Genomic DNA, 19387 nt, shown 5'->3' on the forward strand with positions numbered 1-19387 from the left:
TTTCATCTTGCTTCTTCCTCGCAGTCGTGGCCTACTTGATTACACAGGTCTGTGTAATCAAAGCACAGGCCCAAACGAAAGGACATCAATGACCAACACAGTGCACCTCGAACGGCACGGCACCACAGCGGTGATCACAGTTGATCGCCCCGAACGCCGCAACGCGATCGATCTACCCACCGCTGAGGCACTCCTTGCTGCGTTCGAGGCGTTCGATGCCGACGACACCAGCCACGTGGCGGTTCTCACCGGGGCCGGTGGTGCGTTCTGCGCAGGGGCGGACCTCGTGGCCATCGCGGAAGGTGAACGTAAACCCCTACTACCCGACGGAAAATTCGCTCCCATCGGGCCCACCCGGCTCGATCTCTCCAAGCCCGTGATAGCGGCCATCGAGGGGCCCGCGATCGCCGGTGGCACCGAACTGGCGGCGTGGTGTGACCTTCGTGTGGCCGGAAGGTCCTCCTTCCTGGGAATGTACAACCGGCGTTTCGGCGTGCCCACCGTCGACCTCGGCGTAATTCGATTCCCCAGACTGATCGGCTATGGACGCGCGATGGACCTAATTCTCACCGGGCGTCGCGTCGACGCCGAAGAGGCACTGGCGATCGGGTTGATCAACCGCATCGTCGAAGATGGCACCGCGCTGCGAGCGGCTCTCGAACTGGCCGACCAGATCGGTCGCTTCCCACAGACCGCCATGCGCAACGACCGCCGTGCGCTGATCGATGCCTACGATCTGACCCGGGAACAGGCCATCGCAAACGAGATCGAACTTGCACTGTCGACAGTCACCTCAGGCGAACTGCTCGATGGTGCAACCGACTTCTCGGCAGGCGCCGGACGACACGGCGATGCACGATGACGCCAGTCGATTCCACAGAACGAAGCAGCGATTCCACCACCGATCACATCGTTCGCGCGCTCGAGAATGCTTGCCTCATCGTCGACCACATTGAGGAATCGCGACTAGGCATACCATCCGTGTGTGCAGGCTGGGATGTGCGCGCCGAACTGAGTCACCTTCTGGGAGGAATCGAGACGACCGTGCGGATACTCAATGGCGGCGGTGTCGGTCATGAGCCCGTGTCCGATTGGCTGGGTAATGACCATCGCGCAGTCTTCCGATTCGCTGCTGGTCGAGACTGTGCAGCATGGACGAGGCCGGGTGTGCTCGAGGCCGCGGTGGGGTTGCCGTTCGGCGCGGTCAGTGGACGCTTCGCCGCTCTGTTCCATCTGACCGAAATTGTCGTCCACAGCTGCGATCTTGCGGTCGCGACTGGCCAAGAGCAGTACGTCGATCAGCAGGGAGCGACGAGGCTGCTGAAAATTCTTCAGGCAACCGACCTGGACGGATTCCGAAGGCCGGGAGGTTTCGGTGCCGAGTTGGCTGCCCCGGCAGGCGCGAAACCGCATTCGCAACTACTGGCGTTTCTTGGCCGAGAAATCGTTTCCGCACAGGAGTGAACATGATCGGGCCTGGCAACGGCGCAGGTACGGCCTACCGTCAGCCATCGCTCTACTGGGCGATGGTGATGGCAGAGGGGCGAATCGCGGACCTGGACAATTTGCATCGTTGTAGACCCGCGGGGCGGCGCGGGTGCCAGAGCGACGGGGGTGGGGGCTCCGGCTGTCTCTGTTGGCGATGAAGGTGGGACGCTGCACGACAACTTGCCTACCCGCGTCAAGTGCCACCAACGAAGACCTGGCAGCACTTGCTCGATGAGTCAAGTCCGGCAGCCGAGCGGGCTATCGCTCGGCTGCCACTGCGGAAGAGTCAATTGCCGAATCGTTCACCCTACTGGCCTAATCCTCAGGACGTGCGAGTTGGCCGCGGTGCCTATGGTTGTGAGCGTTCTTTCAGTGTGACGAATGATACATCTCTGTGGTGCACTGCGGCTATCGGTTTGGCGTCGTCGACGCGGCGGCCACGTCGAGCTGGACGATCGTAGCCATGCGGTCGAGTCGGGGCTGGGTGCCACAGCGCCAAGCTTCTGCCACAGATTGCTTGAACTGATCGAATAGGCCTCATCCGATCGCCGCGACTGCTGGCGCGTGGTTCGACGCACGCAGACAACCGATCGGTTCGCCGGCATTATGTTGCTGATGAGTCGACGGTGGGGAGCATTGTGCAGGGTGGAAAAAACCGCTGCACCGTGCGGCGAGGCTGACGGAGCCAGCGCTCCCACAGTTCGCAGTAACTCTGACGGAAGGATTTTGGGACGCGATGAGTGGTCTACTCGAAGAATGGTGAGAGAGGAGACCGCACCAACCGGTTCGTGGCGGAACGGCTCGCCGTCATGTTGAAGTGTTCGACTTGCCGGTTGGGGGACAGTGGTGTGCTTGGCTGCCCGAAGTCGACCACTCGCCGAACGGCACGAACGAGACCAGGTGGTACACCTATGGCGGTAGGAGCTGAAACTTCTGGCGTCGAGGAAAAGCTTCCTCCGGCCCTCGCCAACCACGGGACGAAGGCCGGAGGTCGTTTCAAGACTTTGTGAACGATGACCCTGCGAGGCGAATAGCCGCATCGTAGCGGGCGAATATGGGCATCGATCGCTGGAAGCGCAAGGGTATGCGATTGTCGAGCTGACTACCTGGTCGTCGCTCAGTAGCATGCACGCTTGTGGGTGTCAGAGCTGTGGGCATACGCGGTTGGCTGCGGCGACCACATGCTCGCGGAGGGCATGTACCTGTTCCTCTTCGGCCAGGCTGATTTGGAGATCTTCCGCTCCCGCTGGGAGGATGAACCAATCTTTCGAGCGGATCGCCAACTCCCTTCCGAGAGTGATCATCTCCGTGATTCGCTTCTGGTATCGGGCGAACGCTAGCCCGACGTCGGCTGGCTCCGAGATGATTTCGTCAGCGAGCACCGCCGCGCCTACGATGGCCAATGTTGCCCCAACCCCCGACAACAGTGACGGGGCGTAGGCGGCATCGCCGACCAAAGCGACTCTGCCACAGTGCAGCTCCTCCATCACAACCTGATCGATCGGGTCGAAATAGAAATCGTTGGACCGGTACATCGCGTCGACGAGGTCGGGGACTCTCCAGCCGGCATCGGCGAATGCATCGGCCACCAGTTTCTGCTGCACGGTGATGTCGCGCCGGTCATAGGTCAGGGGCTCGGAGTCGAAGAACCATCCGATGACGAGTTCATGGTTGTTGTGGATCGTGTAGCAGCCCAGTGTCCGACCCGGAAGATTGAGCAGCAGACCAGTGCGATCAAGATCGAGGTCGTTCGGCATCGTGAAATGACCCTGGTAGCACCCGAGATGTCGGACGAAACTGGTTTCCGGTCCAAATGTCAGTGACCGGATCCGAGAGTGCAGGCCGTCGGCGCCGACCACGAAGTCGAAGGTGCGACGGCCACCGCTGTCGAAGGTGACATGGATGCCGTCGCGGGTCTCGTCGAGAGCCTCGACCGAGTCGCCGAACAAGTAATCGACTCCGGCCTGGGTGGTGCCGAGCAGGATGGTGTTGAGATCGCCGCGCGGCAGTTCGACATCGCCAGCGATGGCGTCGGCGGGCAGCGTTGCAATCGGATTTCCTTCGTGATCAATGCGATGCAGCGCCCCATTACCCGTTTGTTGACCGCAAATGGCATCCAGGGCACCCATCGCCGCGACGACATCCACCGCAGCGCCGCGAAGGTCGACCGCATTGCCGCCGGTCCGTACCGCGGATGCGCGCTCGACCACGGTCACGCGTAGTCCGGCGCGTGCCAGCAAGTGGGCCAGCACGATGCCCGCGATACCAGCGCCGCAGATCAGTACCTCTCGGCTATCCGGTTGCCGTGTGAGTCCGTGCGTCATTGTTGGGTCCTTTCTGTGTGGCCGGGCGGCCAGCGTCCGCAGACGACGCTAGCCAACACTTGACCAATGGTCAAGAATGGGTTTGATACGGTCCTGTCGTGGAACGGGAGGTGAGATGGCGCGGCTTGACCGAGCGGCGGTGATCGCCGGGGCGTGGGACTTCGTCGAGGCAAGTGGCCTCGACGCCTTGACGATGCGCAAACTCGCATCTTCACTGGGGGTTCACCATGGCACCCTGTACTGGCACGTAGAGAACAAAAGAGCACTTATCGACGCGCTCGCCGAAGATCTACTTGCGGGCGTCGCCGACATCGGCCCAAAGGAACAAGGCGCCGATCGCCTGATCTCTCTGGCCGGCCGGCTGCGTTCGGCGTTGCTGTCGCGGCGCGACGGAGCGCGTATCGTGGCGGGGACCTTCGTCCGCCAACCGAATACGCTGGCATTCGGCGAAGCGGCAATAGACGCCGCACGGGATGCCGGAGTTCCTGCCGAGGACGCCGCACTGGCCGCCTTCACGGTGCAGTACTTTGTTCTCGGCTTCACGATCGAGGAACAATCCCAGCATCAACTTCTGGATTCCGGCGACTGGCCCACTGATACCAACGCCGTCGATGCCGGACGGTTTCCGTTGATCTCCGCTGCGCTGGACACGCTGCGCCGAGTCCCCCGCGAGGCGCAGTTCGACTATGGAGTGCGTAGAATCGTCCGTTCCCTTACTTTCACGGAGTGACCCGCCTCATTGCGCTCTGCCGGTACCGCAGCTCGATCTGCCGTGGAAGAAGGCAAAAGCCTGGCGGTGACGTCGATAGTGTGTCAGGAACTGTCTCACCCAGTAGGGGATTGAGCGCTGCCTTGGTTGCCCACCAGGCGACTTGGCGCGGCAGAAGCGAAGATCGCAGCGGTCGTTCCCGTGGGGATTACCGGCCGGTTATCCGATCCTCAAGCCACTGGCCGAGCAGATTTCTTACTGCCACGGCTGATTCGACCTGTGGATTATGCCCGGCTCCGTCGAGAACGGTGGCCGACATTCGAGGATAGTGGTCCAACAGTTCAAGCTGATCACGCCAGCCGACGAGCGCGTCCTGTCGGGTTGTCACCAGCAGGTGTGGTCCGCGATGCGTGGGTGCGTTGATCTCCGGCCACTCCGGAAGGAGGAAAGCATTTTCCAGTTCAGCCGCGGCAGGCCTGTCATGCACTCGCCAGCCGGGCAGAATGTGACGCTGGAACAGCTCCCAGTTCCGCGATGACAACCGGGCTGTAACCGCCCGAAACAGCTCGCCATCCTCTGTTGGAAGCGCAGCCATAAGCGCTTGATCTTCCGCGATGGTGGTCTCTTCGGGTAGGGCGCGATCGTCGTTCCAGCGCACGACAGGGACAAGTAGTGCCGATCCGAGGACTTGAGAGCCGAAATGTGCTGTGACCGCGCGGGCTATCTGTCCGCCGAAGGATTGACCCAGCACCACGAACGGCTGCTCGCCGATGACGTTTTGTATCCAGTCGATCACTGTATCGGTCAACACGGTCGCGGTGTGCGGCACGGGCAGCCGATTGCTGTTGCCATGTCCGGGCAGATCAAGGTAGAGACGCCGCCAACCCGGTCGATGCGTGAATGCGGGTTCCAGTGGCAACAATAGTCGATGGTCCATCGTGTAACCGTGAATCAGAACAAGGGGCATACCCTGCCCGTATTCAATGTGCCAGATGCGGGAATCAGTCATACCGACAGCCTGAAACCTTCACATTGATGTCAAGGTCAAGCTGTGGTTGCTGTGACCGCGGCCACGATCCATCCCGGCCCGCCCGTCGCCGTTAGGCGAGTGAACGAACAGTGGCGAGATACTCGTCGATGGCATCGCGGTTGCGGGTGAGGCACTGGATGCGGCGGGTCATTTGCTCACGCTCGCGCTCAAGGGTCGCCAGCATCTCCGGTGTGGCGTCGGCGAAGTGAATAGTACGCGGGCTGTCGAGACAGGGCAGGATCTGTTTGATGATCCGGGTGGGCAATCCAGCGTCCAGCAACCCGCGGATCTGAAGGACCCGGTCGATGAGGTAGTCGTCGTAGTCGCGATAGCCGTTGGCCAGTCGCTGTGGAGCGATAAGGCCTTGATCCTCGTAATACCGCAACGATCTGGTGGGAGTCTCGGTCAGTCGAGCGAGTTCACCGATACGCATGTGACCGCTTTCATGTTCGGCCAGGTCTGTTCGCCCTGGACATTGACATAAATGTCAACCTTCCATGATACGGGCCATGACCGATTCCCATCCGCTCGACCGGCCGCTCGAGGTGCCGGGACGCTTTCCTCTCTCCGGCCTGCTAGCACTAGGCACAGCGGGGTTCATAACCATCATGACCGAAGCGCTCCCAGCTGGGGTCCTCCCGGCCATGGGCGCCGATCTCGCTGTCAGCGAGGCCAGCGCCGGACAGGCTGTGACGCTGTATGCGCTCGGTTCGATCGCCTCGGCGATTCCCTTGACGGCTGCCACCATCGGGTGGCCCCGAAAATATGTCCTGCTGATCGCGATTTCAGGTTTCGCCATTGCCAATACGGTCACCGCGGTTTCGACGAGCTACCCGCTCACCCTGGCTGCGCGATTGATTGGAGGTGTAGTGGCCGGACTGCTATGGGCGTTGTTGGCCGGATACGCCCGCCGCATGACCGCTCCGGCGCACCGCGGAAAGGCGCTCGCCATCGCCATGGCGGGAACGCCGATCGCGCTTTCGGTCGGTGTCCCTGCAGGCACCGCTTTGGCCGAGGCAATCGGCTGGCGTGCCATGTTCGCGCTCATCAGCGTCCTAACCGCTGGCCTGATCGGCTGGGTAGTCGCCGCAGTGCCGGCCCTGCCTGGCCAGGCCGAGCCCACGCGTCCACCGATCCGTCGGGTTGCGCGGATTGCCGGCGTGGCACCCGTACTGACGGTGACTGCGATGCTGGTACTCGCCCACAACGTCCTGTACACCTACATCGCCGCCCTCCTGGGATCGGCCGGGCTCGCAGACCGGGTCGGTGAGGCACTGTTGGTGTTCGGGGTGTCTTCCCTGGCGAGTATCTCGATCACTGGTGCGCTGATCGACCGGTACCTTCGACCGTTGATGGTCGGCAGCTGCGCCGTATTCGCCGTCGCGGCACTGGTCTTGGCCATCTGTGCCGCCGTGCCGTGGCTGGCCTTCCTTAGCGCGGCGGGCTGGGGACTGGCCTTCGGGGGAACCGCGACGCTGTTGCAGACGGCCGTAGCAGAGGCTGCTGGCCCTGCGGCGGAGATCGCGCAATCGCTTCTGGTGACCTGCTGGAATTCCGGTATAGCTGGTGGGGGAGTGGTCGGCGGATTGCTGCTGGCCGGTCTCGGCCCCACTGCCTTGGCGTGGTCTGCGCTCGCACTCGCGTCAGCGAGCTTGGTGACGACCGTCGCCGCACGCGAACACGGATTTCCGGACCGGACCCGCCGGGCACCTACGGCATCCGCCCACGCGTGATCAGAAAGTGGGGTCGATGCCCGGAGGGGCATCGACGCCAACGGCCAGGTAGCGCGCTGCGTGGTGGCAGCAGCACATCGCAGAGCTGCGCCGTGCGCGATGCGGGGTGTGCTGAAAGGTGTGCGCTCTCATGCCCGCCGCATTCTCGCGGCAGTGATCACCTGATGCTGCTGGGTGGTATGGAACGAATCGGATCCTCGCGGACCCACTGGGTGGCCTGAGTTACCGAAGCTCGGATCGAAGTCTAACGCGAGGCGGAAACTCTGGCTGCGTCGGCTGAAGACTGATTGGCGTTCACGCAGAGGTGCTTTTGGTGCGCTGCTGCATCGCCGCCAATCTAACCGAGGCCGCGAGCCGCACTTGCTGCACCATGTGGGTTTCCGCGCCTTCGGCGTCCCCGGCTTCGAGCAGCGTGAGCAGCGTGGCGTGTGATTCGACGGCCTCAGCGGCAACCTTTGGGTTCGACCATACCGACTGCTCGAGGGGAATCGGGTGGCTCTCCCAAATCCATTGCAAATGGCGGGCGATGATGGAGCGACCACCGACTCGGGCGATCCGGGCGTGGAACTCCCGGCTGGCAGCGGCCATTCGAGCCGCATCTCCTCGATCGAGTGCAGACCGCAGTTCATGATGGATGTCGCGGAGTCGTGCGAGGTCGTCAGGGCAGGCGGAGGTGGCGGCAAGACGGGCGGCCAGCCCTTCGATGGTGGCGCGGAGCAGGTAGAGCTCCTCCATCTCTCCCCCTGCGGCAAGATCGGCGACCTTGGCCCCGAAGTTCGGCTCGTAGACGACCAGACCTACCGATTCGAGGTTGCGTAATGCCTCGCGGACCGGGGTGATGGAGACGCCGAGGCGCTCGGCAACCGCGTCCTGCAAGATCGGAGTACCGGACGGCATCGCTCCACTGAGAATTTCAGCTCGCAACACATCTTGCACATATGTCGCTCGGCTTCCCGGAGGCTTGACACTGGCGTAGGTCACGTCCGATCCAGTAGATCCCGAGCGGGTCGGTACCGTCGCCTGCGCTGTCTTCGTACTCCGCCGTGCCATCTGGTCGAGCCTCCTGTTCTCCTTCACCGCCTGTGCCGATCGTAGCGCCCAGGAGAGAACTGCTTGACGCGCTAACTTATAACTTATAAGTTAGCGCCATGATGTGCACTGAGTCACTAAAGGTGGTGGATGCGGCCACGCTGTTCGCCGGTCCGCTGGCAGCGACAATGCTGGCGGACTATGGCGCCGACGTGATCAAGGTCGAACACCCCCGCCACGGCGATCCGAGCCGAGGGCATGGTCCGAGCAAAGGCGGCGTCGGCCTGGTCTGGAAACAGCTGGGCCGCAACAAGCGTCCAATCGGTGTCGACTTGTCGACCGCGGAAGGGCAGTCCATCGCCCTGGCACTGCTGGCCGAGGCCGATGTGCTGATCGAGAATTTCCGCCCCGGCACCCTGGAGCGTTGGAATCTCGGTCCAGACGTGCTGCAGGAACTCAACCCGCGGCTGGTGATTGCTCGGGTCACGGCCTTCGGACAATCGGGGCCGCGCGCCCACGAGCCCGGCTTCGGCACATTGGCCGAGGCGATGAGCGGATTCGCCGCCATGACCGGCGAGCCGGACGGACCTCCGACGCTCCCGCCGCTCGCATTGGCTGACGGCATCGCCGCGCTCGCGACAGCTTTCGCGGTCATGGTGGCGCTGCGTCAGCGTGACCACACCGGTCGAGGACAGGTGATCGATCTGGCGATCATCGAACCGATCCTCATGGTGCTGGGCACACATATCACCGTTCACGACGCCCTCGGGGTGGTACCACGCCGGACCGGAAACAGGTCTGACAACAACGCGCCACGCAATATCTATCGCAGCCGCGACGGCCGTTGGCTGGCCGTGTCGACCAGTGCCCAGACCATCGCGGAGCGCGTGATGACCCTCGTCGGCCGTCCGGATCTGGCGGAGCAGCCATGGTTCAGGACCGGCTTTGGCCGCGTTCAGCATGTCGAGGAGGTAGACGGGGCGGTGGCGGCATGGATCGCTGAGCGTGACGCTGCCGAGGTTCTCGAGGCGTTCAGCGAGGCACAAGCGGCAATTTCGCCGGTCTATGACATCGCGGACATCTTCGCCGATCCGCAGTACAAGGCGCTGGAGACGATAGTGCGTCTGCCGGATCCCGATCTCGGTCAGGTGGCCATGCAGAACGTGCTGTTCCGGCTGTCGCAGACCCCTGGTGCGATCCGTTGGCCGGGGCGCGCACCGGGCGCCGATACCGACGAAGTGCTGTCCGAACTCGGGTTCTCCGACAAACAGATCCGGGCCTGGCGAGACAGCGGAGTCATCGCATGATATACCCTGGCACCTGGCTCTACGTCCCAGGTGATCGACCCGACCGCATGGCCAAGGCGATGTCCTCCGGCGCTGACGTGGTAGTGCTCGATCTTCAGGATTCGGTCGCCGAGCCACGAAAGGCGCTCGCCCGCGCGGCCGTGACCGAATTCCTCGGCGCTTTGGACACAAAGGCACCGTCGGCACGGATCCAGGTACGCATCAACAACATTCACACCGACGCCGGGCGCCGTGACATCGATGCCATTGCGGGAATGCCGGCTCTATCGGGCATCCGTCTCCCACGGGTGGAGTCTGTGCAAGACATCGAAACAGTCGTCCGCGCTGGCGCCTCAAATATCATGTTCCACTGCCTCATCGAGACCGCACTTGGCGTCGAGAATGCTTTCAGCATCGCTGGCGCCCCAGGGGTCGCTGCGATCTCGCTAGGCGAGGGAGACTTGCGAGCCCAATTGCGAGCCCTCGACGAACAGGCGCTGGACTGGGGCCGCGGCCGCATCGTGGTGGCGGCGGCCGCTGCGCAATTGCCACCGCCCTCGATGGCAGTCTTCGGCAATATCAAAGACCCAGCAGGGCTGCGAGAGTCTTGCGATCGGGGACGACGGCTAGGCATGCGGGGCCGGTCCGCCATCCATCCGGCCCAACTGCCCATCATCGCCGAAACGTTCCAGCCCACGGCCGCCGAAGTCGAACAAGCTCGGCGCATCCTCGCCGAAGCGCATAACCATTCCGGGGGCTTCGCCCTGGAAAACGGCACATTCGTCGATCAGCCGGTCATCGCGGCGGCTCAACTGACCCTCGAATGGTCCGAACTCTATCAACAATCCAGCGCACAAGGTCGTGAGCATGCATGAGGCCACGCCGGATTCGACTCCGGCACTGATAGAATTTACCGACATCGCGATGACATTTCGCGACACCAAACGTTCGTTCCGTGCCATCGACAAACTATCGCTGGCGATTCCCCGCGGGCAGTTCTGCTGCGTCGTCGGCCCGAGCGGTTGCGGCAAATCCACACTCCTGAATCTGGCCGCCGGGCTGCTGCAGCCTACCCGTGGGCGGGTCTGCTACGACGGCAAGCCTGTGGTGGGCGTCAACACCCGCGTCGGCTACGTTACGCAAAAGGACAATCTGCTGCCCTGGCGCACGGTGCGCGCCAACGTGAACCTCGCACTCGAGCTGCGCGCCCTCGGCAAAGCCGAAATATCCCGCCGCACCGACGAGGTGTTGGAGCTGGTCGGCTTGACTGGATTCGGTGACGTGTATCCAAGCCAACTATCCGGCGGTATGCGCAAACGCGTCACGCTCGCCCGCACCCTCGTCTATGAGCCGGAGGTCATCCTGGCCGACGAACCCTTCGGTGCACTCGACAGCCAATTACGCACGGTCCTGCAGGGTGAATTGCTCGATATCCGCGCCCGCACCAACGCCACAGTGCTGTTCATTACCCATGATCTGGGTGAGGCTATCGCGCTGGGCGACCGAGTTCTGGTCATGAGCGCGCGTCCCAGCCGCGTCCTGCTCGACGAACCGGTCAATCTTCCCACGCCACGTGACGTCTTCTCAGCGCGATTCGATCCCGAATACGCCCGATTGCACGAAACCCTCTGGGCAGCACTCAGCCCGGAGGTCGAATCAGGAGTTCCGACGTGAGCGCCATCGCAGCTGCCCGCACCACCGCACCGACCCTGCCGACTCTCCCCGTCGACGAGGACTTCGATGGGGCCTACCGCCGGAAGCAGCGCATCTACCGAATCGCGGTGCTCACCGTCCGCCTCGCGATCGTCGCCGTGCTGCTGGGCGGCTGGCAGGGACTGTCGGGTCCAGTGATCGATCCCTTCTGGGTTTCTTCGCCGGAGGCGATCGGCGACCGGTTGATCGAATGGACCCGGGACGGGACCCTGGCTGCCAATGCCCAAGCCACGCTGCTGGCGATGGCCATCGGACTGGTGCTTGGCTCAGCCGCAGGCATTGTGGCCGGATTCTTGTTGGGTCGCGTCCGACTTCTCGGCGACGTCTTCAACCCATTTATCATCGCCATGAACAGCCTGCCCAAGCTGGCATTGGCACCGTTGTTCATACTCTGGTTCGGCATCGGTCTGCAAGCCAAAGTCGTGATGACCGCGCTGGTGTGCTTCTTCCTAGTTTTCTACAACACTTTCGCGGGTGCCCGGGACACGGATTCAGAACTGCTAGGCGTAGTTGCCGTACTCGGCGCCAACAGCCGCCAGCGGCTGACAAAGGTAATTTTGCCGTACACCCTGGCATGGATTCTCACGGGCCTCCGGCTCGCCGTTCCCTACTCATTACTGGGTGTCGTCGTCTCGGAAATCACTGCATCGAACGAGGGGCTGGGCCACCTGCTCAAGACCTCCGCAAACACCTTCGACACTGCCGGCACATTTGCCGCCATCGCCGTCCTCGTCGTGGTCGCGCTGGTACTCAACATCGTGGTCACCCGAGCCGAGAGCCTGAGCTCCCGGTGGAAGTGAGAGGTATCGCCATGCCCACCAGAACACGAATCGCTGCCATACTGGCAGCTCTGATCCTCACTGGGACGTTTGTCGTCGGCTGCGCCGGGGGAGGGCCGACCGTCACCAACTGCTCCGGCCAGACGGTGAAGATCGGCCAATCCACCGCCAGCAATCTCCAGTATGCGGCGCACTACATCGCCACGGACAAAGGCTATTTCGACGAGCAGGGCCTAACGATCGAAACCCTCGAACTGGGTGGCGGTTCGGAGGCCATCCAGGCACTGGCGGGTGGCAGCGTAGATGCCGTATCGACCACCTTCGCGGCGATCCTCACTGCAGCCGAACGCGGCGCGCCGCTGGTAGCCTTCGCCGCCACTGCCAACCGCAACACCGCAGACATCGGCATCAGGAACCGGTACGCGCCTCCGGCAGGAGTTGATCTGGACACCGCAGTGCGTGCGCTGCGCGGGCTGAAAGTTGCTGTTACCTCACCCGGTTCAGGGACTGACCAGACCCTCCACTACCTACTGCGCCACGCTGGCATGAATCCAGACACCGACGTGCGCATCGTCTCAGCAGGCGGCGCGGCAGAAACCGTGGCCGCGTTCGCCAACGGTTCGGTCGACGCCTACATCATCGGTCCTCCGTCATCACTGGTTGCTGCCGAACGGGGCGACGGACGAATCATGCTGCGCCTGGCCTCCGGCATCGCGCCCGACCTCGACAACCTGCTCTACGGCGTCGCCGTGACCAGTACCAACACAATGAACCACAAGGAAGCGGTGATCCGTTGTTTGGCCCTCGCCATGAACAAAGCCGTCGCGTTCATCCACAACCAGCCTGACCAAGCCGCGGCATTGCTCCGGCCCCGTTTCCGGGAAATGACCGACGCACAATTCGCCCAGTCCTGGGAGCCCATCATGAAGGCCACCCCACCCACCGCGGCCATCAATCCCTCCGAGGCCGCCAAGGCCGCAGAGTTTGTCAGCACGGTGCTGAACAAATCCAGCGTCGATGCGACCAAAGCATACGACAACCGCTTCTCCGAGGATTTGAAGTGAACACCAAAATCACGGATCCGACCGAGTGGATACACACCGTAACGAAAGTGCTCGTCGCCACACGGATCATCGAACTCGGACAGCCGCTGGAAAACGGCATGCCGTGCTCTCCCAGTCACCCCGGCTTCCGCATGGCACTTCTGCGCCGCCACGGCGACCGGACGAACGCTATGGGCGGATCCGGCGCAAACGAACTCATCGTCACGGGCGGACATGTAGGCACCCACCTGGACGCTCTCTGCCACGCGGCCATAGGCGGACGCATGCACGGCGGCGTCGATGCACACGCTGCCAGCGTCGGCGGTGTCTTCACCGAGCTCGGCGTGGATACCGTGACACCGTTCCTGTGCCGCGGCGTGCTCGCCGATCTTCCCAAGCTGCTTGGTGTGCAGCGGCTCGAGCCTGGATTCGGAATCAGCGCAGTGCATCTGCGCGCAGCCTTCGCAGACGCGTCCCCCGGTCCCGGCGAGGTTGCACTCATCCGCACCGGGTGGCCTCAGCTCTATCACGATCCGGCAGCCTATGTCGGCCACGACTCCGGTGTCCCGGGCATCACCGCGGAAGCAGCAATATATCTGGCCGACATGGGAGTCCGGGCGGTATGCAGCGACACCATCGCCACCGATCAGATCCTGCCCGGCGCCGGCCACTCTGCGCTGCCAGCCCACGGAGTGCTGCTCGTCGAGCGCGGCGTACACATCATGGAGGTGCTGACGTTCGAAGACCTCGCCGCAACCGGTGCCCGTGAGGTGCTGTATTTAGCTGTGCCGCTGCGTATCACCGGAGCCACCGGATCCCCGATACGACCGCTCGCCCTACTCCCGGATCACTTTGGCCATTGAGTGACTGAGCACCCACTCGGAATCCCAAAATCCTGCATGCCTTAGGTCCACGGTGAACATAGTGTCGAAACAGCCGATCAGGCATTGCGGCAAATCGATCAAAGTGTCTGTTGTGCCCATCTCGCGAGGTACCGGGGCGCGAGGGCTGCATCGCCGAAGCTCGACACAGGACTCGGTATCGATTCGATGATCGTGCCACTCGTCAACAGGGCGTAGATCACCGCGCCCGTGCTGTATACCCAAGTCGCTATCGGGCGGCGGCAACAAAGCCTGCGCTGTATCAAACTCTATATCTCCAGCAATTCAGCAGACTTCGGCAAGGCGATACTATCGCGCTGCTCGCGAATTCGGGCGACCGTGATCGGACGATTTGAACCCGAACCGTGTCCAATTATTTCCAAGAAGAGAAGAAAGGGAGAACGATGAGGAAAATAACCGCGACATCAGCGCTACTCATCGCAGCAGTGGCCATGAGCGGGACGCATGCTAGCGCCGACCCGCCGACTGAGCCCAACATCATCGCCTACACCGCGTCCACGTCAGAACGCTCCACGATCATCAACGCCGACACGGGAAGAATGGTCGTGGAGGGCAACATCTTCAAAATCGAAGCAGATGACGGATCCGTTCTAGCTGGAACCGAATTGTCGTTCAGAGTCGACGATTTCGTATTTCCGATTGCTGCGCAAATCTCGGGCCGGACCGCTACGCTGACACCGCTGTTCGATCTGGAACACGCCGCCTACAAGCCTGTCGCCCTCCCGTTCGAGGACCAGGCGCCCTGGAAGAATTCCTACGAACGGGAACAAGCCGCCTGGAGCCGGATGACCAGCACTATCTCCGCTGGCGCAACCATCGGTACCCTCATAGGTGGGCTCGGCGGCGCGGCGGTCGGATGCCTCCTCGGCGGGATAGCAGGAGCGACGATTGCCTCGGCCGCGATTGTAGGCCTGTTCGGCGCCTTCCTGCCCGCCGCTGCTATCGGATGCATCGGCGGCGTCCTAGCCCTTGGAGCGCTCGGCACGGTCGCCGGCCAGCTGCTCATCACTGCTCCGATGGCGATCATGGCAGCAGCCCAGTACTTCACCACCATCAACCAGCCACCACCCACGCCGGCCAGATAGGGCCTGGTTACTATCAAGGATTCCGTACCCCGGTCACGGTGATTGCCACCACCGCATCGTACACTGAAATTTACTATATAAGGACGGCCCGCCATTGGTCGTCCTTATATAGGCGTCGTCGCGACCAATGCCTTGATTGCAGCCACCGGGCAATGGATGCCCAGGTGTCAAACGTTGAATTATTGAGCTCGGAACCAGTGGGGCTGGCGTGGGTGGCAACTCAGAAGCCATATTTCCGCCAATACCGGCGAATATGTCAGTAAAACAGAATCCAGTAGAAAACTTGGGGAACTATTCGGCGAGAGGATATCTCGCTACGGTGATAAGCATCGACTACTTCGGGTGTGCGCCGACTGGTGTCGAGTCCGTCAGCGCGGTGCGGCAGCAGCCCCACAGTTTCGGTCGGCGATCACGTCTACATTGCAAGGTCCTCGGAGCCTGGCCGCGCAATCGGAACTGCGCATTTTGGGGGAGTAGTGGGATTGTCAACACCCGATGATTCGGGCAATGATCTCAGGTCATCCGTACTGGATTGGTTGCTGAGACTGTCACTGGCACCCATCGAAGTAGTACCGGTAACGACCTTGGCGCGGGGGTTGTCGCCCCGCACCGATCACAGTCGCAGTGAAGAGCACATCAAGATGTTGGCAGAATGTGACGACGCGCTCCCACCGATTATCGCGCACCGCCCTACGATGCGTGTCATCGACGGCGAGCACCGTCTCCTTGCCGCTATCGCGCGCGGGCACAGCACTATCGCCGTTCGATTCTTCGACGGCAGCGCTGCGGACGCCTTCGCCCTCGCCGTGCACGCGAATGTGGTGCACGGCCTGGCCCTGCTGACCGAGGAGCGCAAAGCCGCCGCACTACGGCTGTTGGATTCGCATCCCCACTATTCGGATCGAATGATCGCCCGTATCTCGGGACTGTCCCACAAGACAGTCGGCGCCCTGCGTCGCCGTGCAACTGGAGATCGTCCCCATCTGCACGGCAGACGGGTCGGCATCGATGGCAGGGTTCGGCGCCCAGGGATTGCCGAAGGCAGGCGCATCGCACGACAGTTGGTGGAGCAGAACCCAAAGATGTCACTACGGCAACTCGCCGCAGCTGCCGACATATCCACCGGGACCGCCCGTGACGTCCGCGACCGATATCTGGCTGAGCAGGACTGCGATTCCCGATCGGACGCCGACGACGCCGGCGGCGGGACATCGTGCATACCTGCGGATCCGCCGGATCGCTCGACCCGGACGAAGGAGAAGAGGCCCCATGCCGTGGCAGCTTCCAGCTCGGACTCGGCTTACGGTGTACTTCTCTCCAAGCTGCGCAACGACCCGGCATTGCGATTCAGCGAGAAGGGCCGCGAGTTCCTGCGCCGGCTTTCCGACTCGGTCCGCGAAGTCGAACTGATCGAACATCTCCTGGCCGAGACGCCCCAGCGCTGGCACTCGACGATTGCCGAGCTGGCTCGGGTGAACGCAATGAAATGGGGCCAGCTCGCTGCACGCCTAGAAACTCGGCATTGACGTCGGAGCGCAGAGCAACGGCTGCAGTATCTCACGTCGGCGGGCCGATGCCTGGACGGCGAATTAATCGCTGCCGCGATGGGCACCACCGCATGATAACCGGCTCCTCGATCAAGGAATAGTCATGAGGAAGAATGGCTGTGCAATCGAGCTATTACCTTGACGCACCGTGACCGCCCACGTAGCGTTCCGATGGTCGGCGCAGATGGTGCCGACACCGGGGGCAAATCGATTCCAATAGATTCACCCTGCCGATTTGGCTGAATCGATCCTGCATCCCGGCTATAGATTAGGAGGAGAAGAAATGAATGACCGGCTGACCTACGAAAAGAAGCCTGCATTCTTCCGGGTGGCTGCGGCCGTGGCCTTTTTCGAGGCCGAAGCCGCTGACAATGCGGCCATTCTCGGCAACCTGAACGCACAGACCGAGATCGACGCCGAACTCGACGCCCTTCTAGGCGCGTAGGAAAAAGATGTGGCGGGGAGGTATGTCCGCCCCGCCACATCCGCATTCTTGAAAGGGTGATCCCATTGTCTCGCATGGAGACGCCAGTGCCGTTCTGCGGCATCCCTACATGCACGATAGACGCCGTACCCTGCGACGCCGCCGCGGTCGTCCTCGGCGTCGGCACGTCATTGGGAAGCGCACTGCCGGGCACGGAAAATGGGCCCTATTTCCTACGTCGCATGACCAGGGCTCACACATGGTCTGCCACACGTCCGCAAATCTTCGAACTGAACCAGCGGACGGTCCTCGACCAAGTGGTCGACCTCGGTGACCTCGATACCGGAGAAGCGTCGCTGGATGCGGTCCTCGCCGCTGTTGAGTTGATTGTCTCCCGGCTGCCCGGCCATGTTGTCCCGTTCGTCATCGGCGGTGACCATTCGATCACGCTGCCGATTGTCCGAGCGCTGGCGGGCAAGCGGGAGCATCCCTTCCTTGTCGTTCAATTCGACCACCACCTCGACCTCCAGATTTGGGGTGAGGACTTCGCCGATACACAAACCCCAAGAGAGCCGATCTTCAACACCAATGTCATGTCGCATGTGTCGGATGTCGTCGGCCCGGGCGGAGTGATCCAGGTGGGTGTCGGACCGCTGGCAACCTTCGAGTCGTCCGGCGCGGACAGGATCGACTCTTATCTGCATAGAGTCGGGCATCAGATCAGCATCACCGCTGCGGCCTGTCACGATCCGCGTGCACTTCAAGCGATCGTGGGCGAATCGCGGGATATATACATCACTGTCGATGTCGATGTCCTCGCCTCGTCCGAAATGTCGTCCACGAACTATCCGGCAGAGATCGGCTTGAGCGCGTCTGTGCTAATCGAAATGATCAATTCAATTCTGGAAAAAAATACGTTGATTGGATTCGACATGGTCGAATTTGCTGCACCGCGGGATGCTCGCGACCCAAAAACTTTGAATGACGCTGCGAGGGCAGCTCTAATTTTCCTCGAGGCTTTGGTGAGGTTTCGATGAATTATGGAAAGAAGAGGTTGACACGGATCGATTCCGCCTTTTCGCAGACGATGTTGGGTCTCGCCTATTCAGCTGATATCACTGCGGATCTGTTCTCCCAAGCTTGCGTCGAGCAATTCAACAACTTCGATGACAGCCGATATGGCTATGTCTTTGCGCAGGTCTTCGAGCCCAATGTGCTGCGCGAGGTGTCGGTGTTGGCGCAGACAGAATATTCCGATGCAGCGGGGCTCCGCTGCCGGCCGAGCACGGCGATGGAGCAGCTCGCCGATAAAGTCGAACGCCGGTCTTCGCTGGGAATCACCGAGCTGGTCAACCTGTCCGCCGCCTTGATCAGCGTGTCGCGGTTCGAGGTCGCGCAGGTCGTGCTGGAGACAGCCAAGAGCCGCGACTTCGGCTCTCGTGAAGCATTCGAGATTGCCATGCTGGAGTTCGTCATACGCAATCGCGTAGCCGACGGAGAGGGGGCCGCGGATACCTTTCATCGAATGCGAGCCGCAATCAGAGCGGGCGGAGTTCCGGACGACCGCGTACTCGATGCCTGTGCGCAGGCCGTCGTATGGTACCTGAAACGCCGGGAAGTACCTGAAGAATGCTTCACCTGGTACCTGTCGGTGGGAAGATCCCTGGAAGGCAATCGCAATCTGGATTCGGCTTCAATGTCGTCATGGTATCGCGCAGTTGCGATGTGGCCTGCCGCTTCAGGTGACAAAGAGGCGACCAGGGCATACATGACACGTGCCAGGGAATCGGCGGAGGCAACATTTTCGGAGCGTCCTCGGGCTTACGAGAAGCATCTGATCAAGACGTACCACGAGTCCTCGGTCAAGGAACACATGTACGTCAGGCGCAGTTGCAACGATGCGAAAGCGTCGGCCGAGGCGCTCATCGAGCTCGATCCGCTGTGGTCACCGAGCTACGGGGAGCAGGGCGAGATGTATGCGGCGTTCGGCGAGTTCGAGCTGGCTGCCGCGTCCTTCGACCGAGCCGTGGAGCTCGGGCCACCATACGTCGGGTACCACCTCATCCAATCCGCAAAGGCGCATGAGCGGTGCGAGAACGCAGATCGTGCTGTGCAACGCTATCGCGAGCTAACTCGCCTCATAGGCGATGACGAAGTGGTATTGCGAACGGGTCTTGCGCTCGCGCGGTCGTCTTCGCACGAAGCGCAGGAGTACTTCGAGCGCCGGCTCAGAAATTTGCCGACCGTCGGCGGGCTCTCAGCAGGAGACCACCACGAATGAACCACACAGTATCT

The 19387-nt window shown here is 62.0% G+C and carries 19 protein-coding genes; 15 read left to right on the forward strand and 4 right to left on the reverse strand.

Annotated features, from left to right (window positions below; genetic code table 11):
- Positions 1-88: 88 nt before the first annotated feature.
- Together ABZ803_RS19795 and ABZ803_RS19800 are read left to right on the forward strand one after the other, a co-directional pair.
- Entirely contained in the window at positions 89-862 is a 774-nt protein-coding gene (locus tag ABZ803_RS19795; protein WP_357040704.1) for a crotonase/enoyl-CoA hydratase family protein, read from the forward strand.
- Positions 859-1464: a TIGR03086 family metal-binding protein gene (locus tag ABZ803_RS19800; RefSeq protein ID WP_357039996.1), complete on the forward strand. Its 606-nt coding sequence runs from the start codon at positions 859-861 to the stop codon at positions 1462-1464. The genes ABZ803_RS19795 and ABZ803_RS19800 overlap by 4 nt, the downstream gene beginning before the upstream one ends.
- 1166 nt (positions 1465-2630) lie before the next feature.
- Here the strand turns inward: ABZ803_RS19800 and ABZ803_RS19805 are convergent.
- A complete protein-coding gene (locus ABZ803_RS19805) occupies positions 2631-3812 on the reverse strand; it encodes an FAD-dependent monooxygenase (RefSeq protein ID WP_357039999.1) in 1182 nt (393 codons plus the stop codon).
- Between the two features lie 115 nt (positions 3813-3927).
- Here ABZ803_RS19805 and ABZ803_RS19810 point away from each other — a divergent pair, with 115 nt between their 5' ends.
- Entirely contained in the window at positions 3928-4542 is a 615-nt protein-coding gene (locus tag ABZ803_RS19810) for a TetR/AcrR family transcriptional regulator C-terminal domain-containing protein (protein WP_357040002.1), read from the forward strand.
- A gap of 187 nt (positions 4543-4729) precedes the next feature.
- Here ABZ803_RS19810 and ABZ803_RS19815 read toward each other — a convergent pair whose 3' ends face one another.
- A complete protein-coding gene (locus tag ABZ803_RS19815) occupies positions 4730-5530 on the reverse strand; it encodes an alpha/beta hydrolase (RefSeq protein ID WP_357040005.1) in 801 nt (266 codons plus the stop codon).
- Between the two features lie 91 nt (positions 5531-5621).
- The gene (locus ABZ803_RS19820; protein ID WP_357040008.1) at positions 5622-5984 is read right to left on the reverse strand and encodes a MerR family transcriptional regulator; all 363 of its coding nucleotides are present in this window, start codon (positions 5982-5984) and stop codon (positions 5622-5624) included.
- Positions 5985-6060: 76 nt separating this feature from the next.
- Here ABZ803_RS19820 and ABZ803_RS19825 point away from each other — a divergent pair, with 76 nt between their 5' ends.
- Positions 6061-7284 (forward strand): MFS transporter, encoded by a 1224-nt coding sequence (locus tag ABZ803_RS19825; protein ID WP_357040011.1) that lies wholly within the window; start codon positions 6061-6063, stop codon positions 7282-7284.
- A gap of 294 nt (positions 7285-7578) precedes the next feature.
- Here ABZ803_RS19825 and ABZ803_RS19830 read toward each other — a convergent pair whose 3' ends face one another.
- On the reverse strand, positions 7579-8265 hold the full coding sequence (locus tag ABZ803_RS19830) for a GntR family transcriptional regulator (RefSeq protein ID WP_357040014.1): 687 nt from the start codon (positions 8263-8265) through the stop codon (positions 7579-7581).
- Between the two features lie 167 nt (positions 8266-8432).
- Here ABZ803_RS19830 and ABZ803_RS19835 point away from each other — a divergent pair, with 167 nt between their 5' ends.
- From ABZ803_RS19835 to ABZ803_RS19885, 11 genes are all read left to right on the forward strand, one after another.
- Positions 8433-9620: a CoA transferase gene (locus tag ABZ803_RS19835; protein WP_357040018.1), complete on the forward strand. Its 1188-nt coding sequence runs from the start codon at positions 8433-8435 to the stop codon at positions 9618-9620.
- Positions 9617-10474, forward strand: a complete 858-nt coding sequence (locus ABZ803_RS19840) for a CoA ester lyase (RefSeq protein ID WP_357040021.1) — start codon at positions 9617-9619, stop codon at positions 10472-10474. Before ABZ803_RS19835 ends, ABZ803_RS19840 begins: the two co-directional genes overlap by 4 nt.
- The gene (locus ABZ803_RS19845; RefSeq protein ID WP_357040024.1) at positions 10467-11273 is read left to right on the forward strand and encodes an ABC transporter ATP-binding protein; all 807 of its coding nucleotides are present in this window, start codon (positions 10467-10469) and stop codon (positions 11271-11273) included. Before ABZ803_RS19840 ends, ABZ803_RS19845 begins: the two co-directional genes overlap by 8 nt.
- Positions 11270-12112 (forward strand): ABC transporter permease, encoded by an 843-nt coding sequence (locus tag ABZ803_RS19850; protein WP_357040026.1) that lies wholly within the window; start codon positions 11270-11272, stop codon positions 12110-12112. Before ABZ803_RS19845 ends, ABZ803_RS19850 begins: the two co-directional genes overlap by 4 nt.
- 11 nt (positions 12113-12123) lie before the next feature.
- Positions 12124-13155, forward strand: coding sequence for an ABC transporter substrate-binding protein (locus ABZ803_RS19855; protein WP_357040029.1), 1032 nt, complete (start codon positions 12124-12126; stop codon positions 13153-13155).
- Complete coding sequence (locus ABZ803_RS19860; protein ID WP_357040032.1) at positions 13152-13997, forward strand: cyclase family protein; 846 nt, start codon at positions 13152-13154, stop codon at positions 13995-13997. The genes ABZ803_RS19855 and ABZ803_RS19860 overlap by 4 nt, the downstream gene beginning before the upstream one ends.
- Positions 13998-14419: 422 nt before the next feature.
- Positions 14420-15121 carry a hypothetical protein gene (locus tag ABZ803_RS19865; protein WP_357040707.1) on the forward strand — a complete coding sequence of 234 codons (702 nt, stop codon included), beginning with the start codon at positions 14420-14422 and terminating at the stop codon, positions 15119-15121.
- Positions 15122-15816: 695 nt separating this feature from the next.
- Positions 15817-16647 (forward strand): hypothetical protein, encoded by an 831-nt coding sequence (locus ABZ803_RS19870; RefSeq protein WP_357040035.1) that lies wholly within the window; start codon positions 15817-15819, stop codon positions 16645-16647.
- A 304-nt stretch (positions 16648-16951) separates the two neighbouring features.
- A complete protein-coding gene (locus ABZ803_RS19875) occupies positions 16952-17113 on the forward strand; it encodes a hypothetical protein (RefSeq protein WP_357040038.1) in 162 nt (53 codons plus the stop codon).
- A gap of 74 nt (positions 17114-17187) precedes the next feature.
- Entirely contained in the window at positions 17188-18129 is a 942-nt protein-coding gene (locus tag ABZ803_RS19880) for an arginase family protein (protein ID WP_357040041.1), read from the forward strand.
- Positions 18126-19373: a hypothetical protein gene (locus ABZ803_RS19885; protein ID WP_357040044.1), complete on the forward strand. Its 1248-nt coding sequence runs from the start codon at positions 18126-18128 to the stop codon at positions 19371-19373. Before ABZ803_RS19880 ends, ABZ803_RS19885 begins: the two co-directional genes overlap by 4 nt.
- Positions 19374-19387: the final 14 nt, after the last annotated feature.

Source organism: Nocardia sp. NPDC047648 (assembly GCF_040642815.1).
Classification (GTDB): Bacteria; Actinomycetota; Actinomycetes; order Mycobacteriales; family Mycobacteriaceae; genus Nocardia; species Nocardia gamkensis.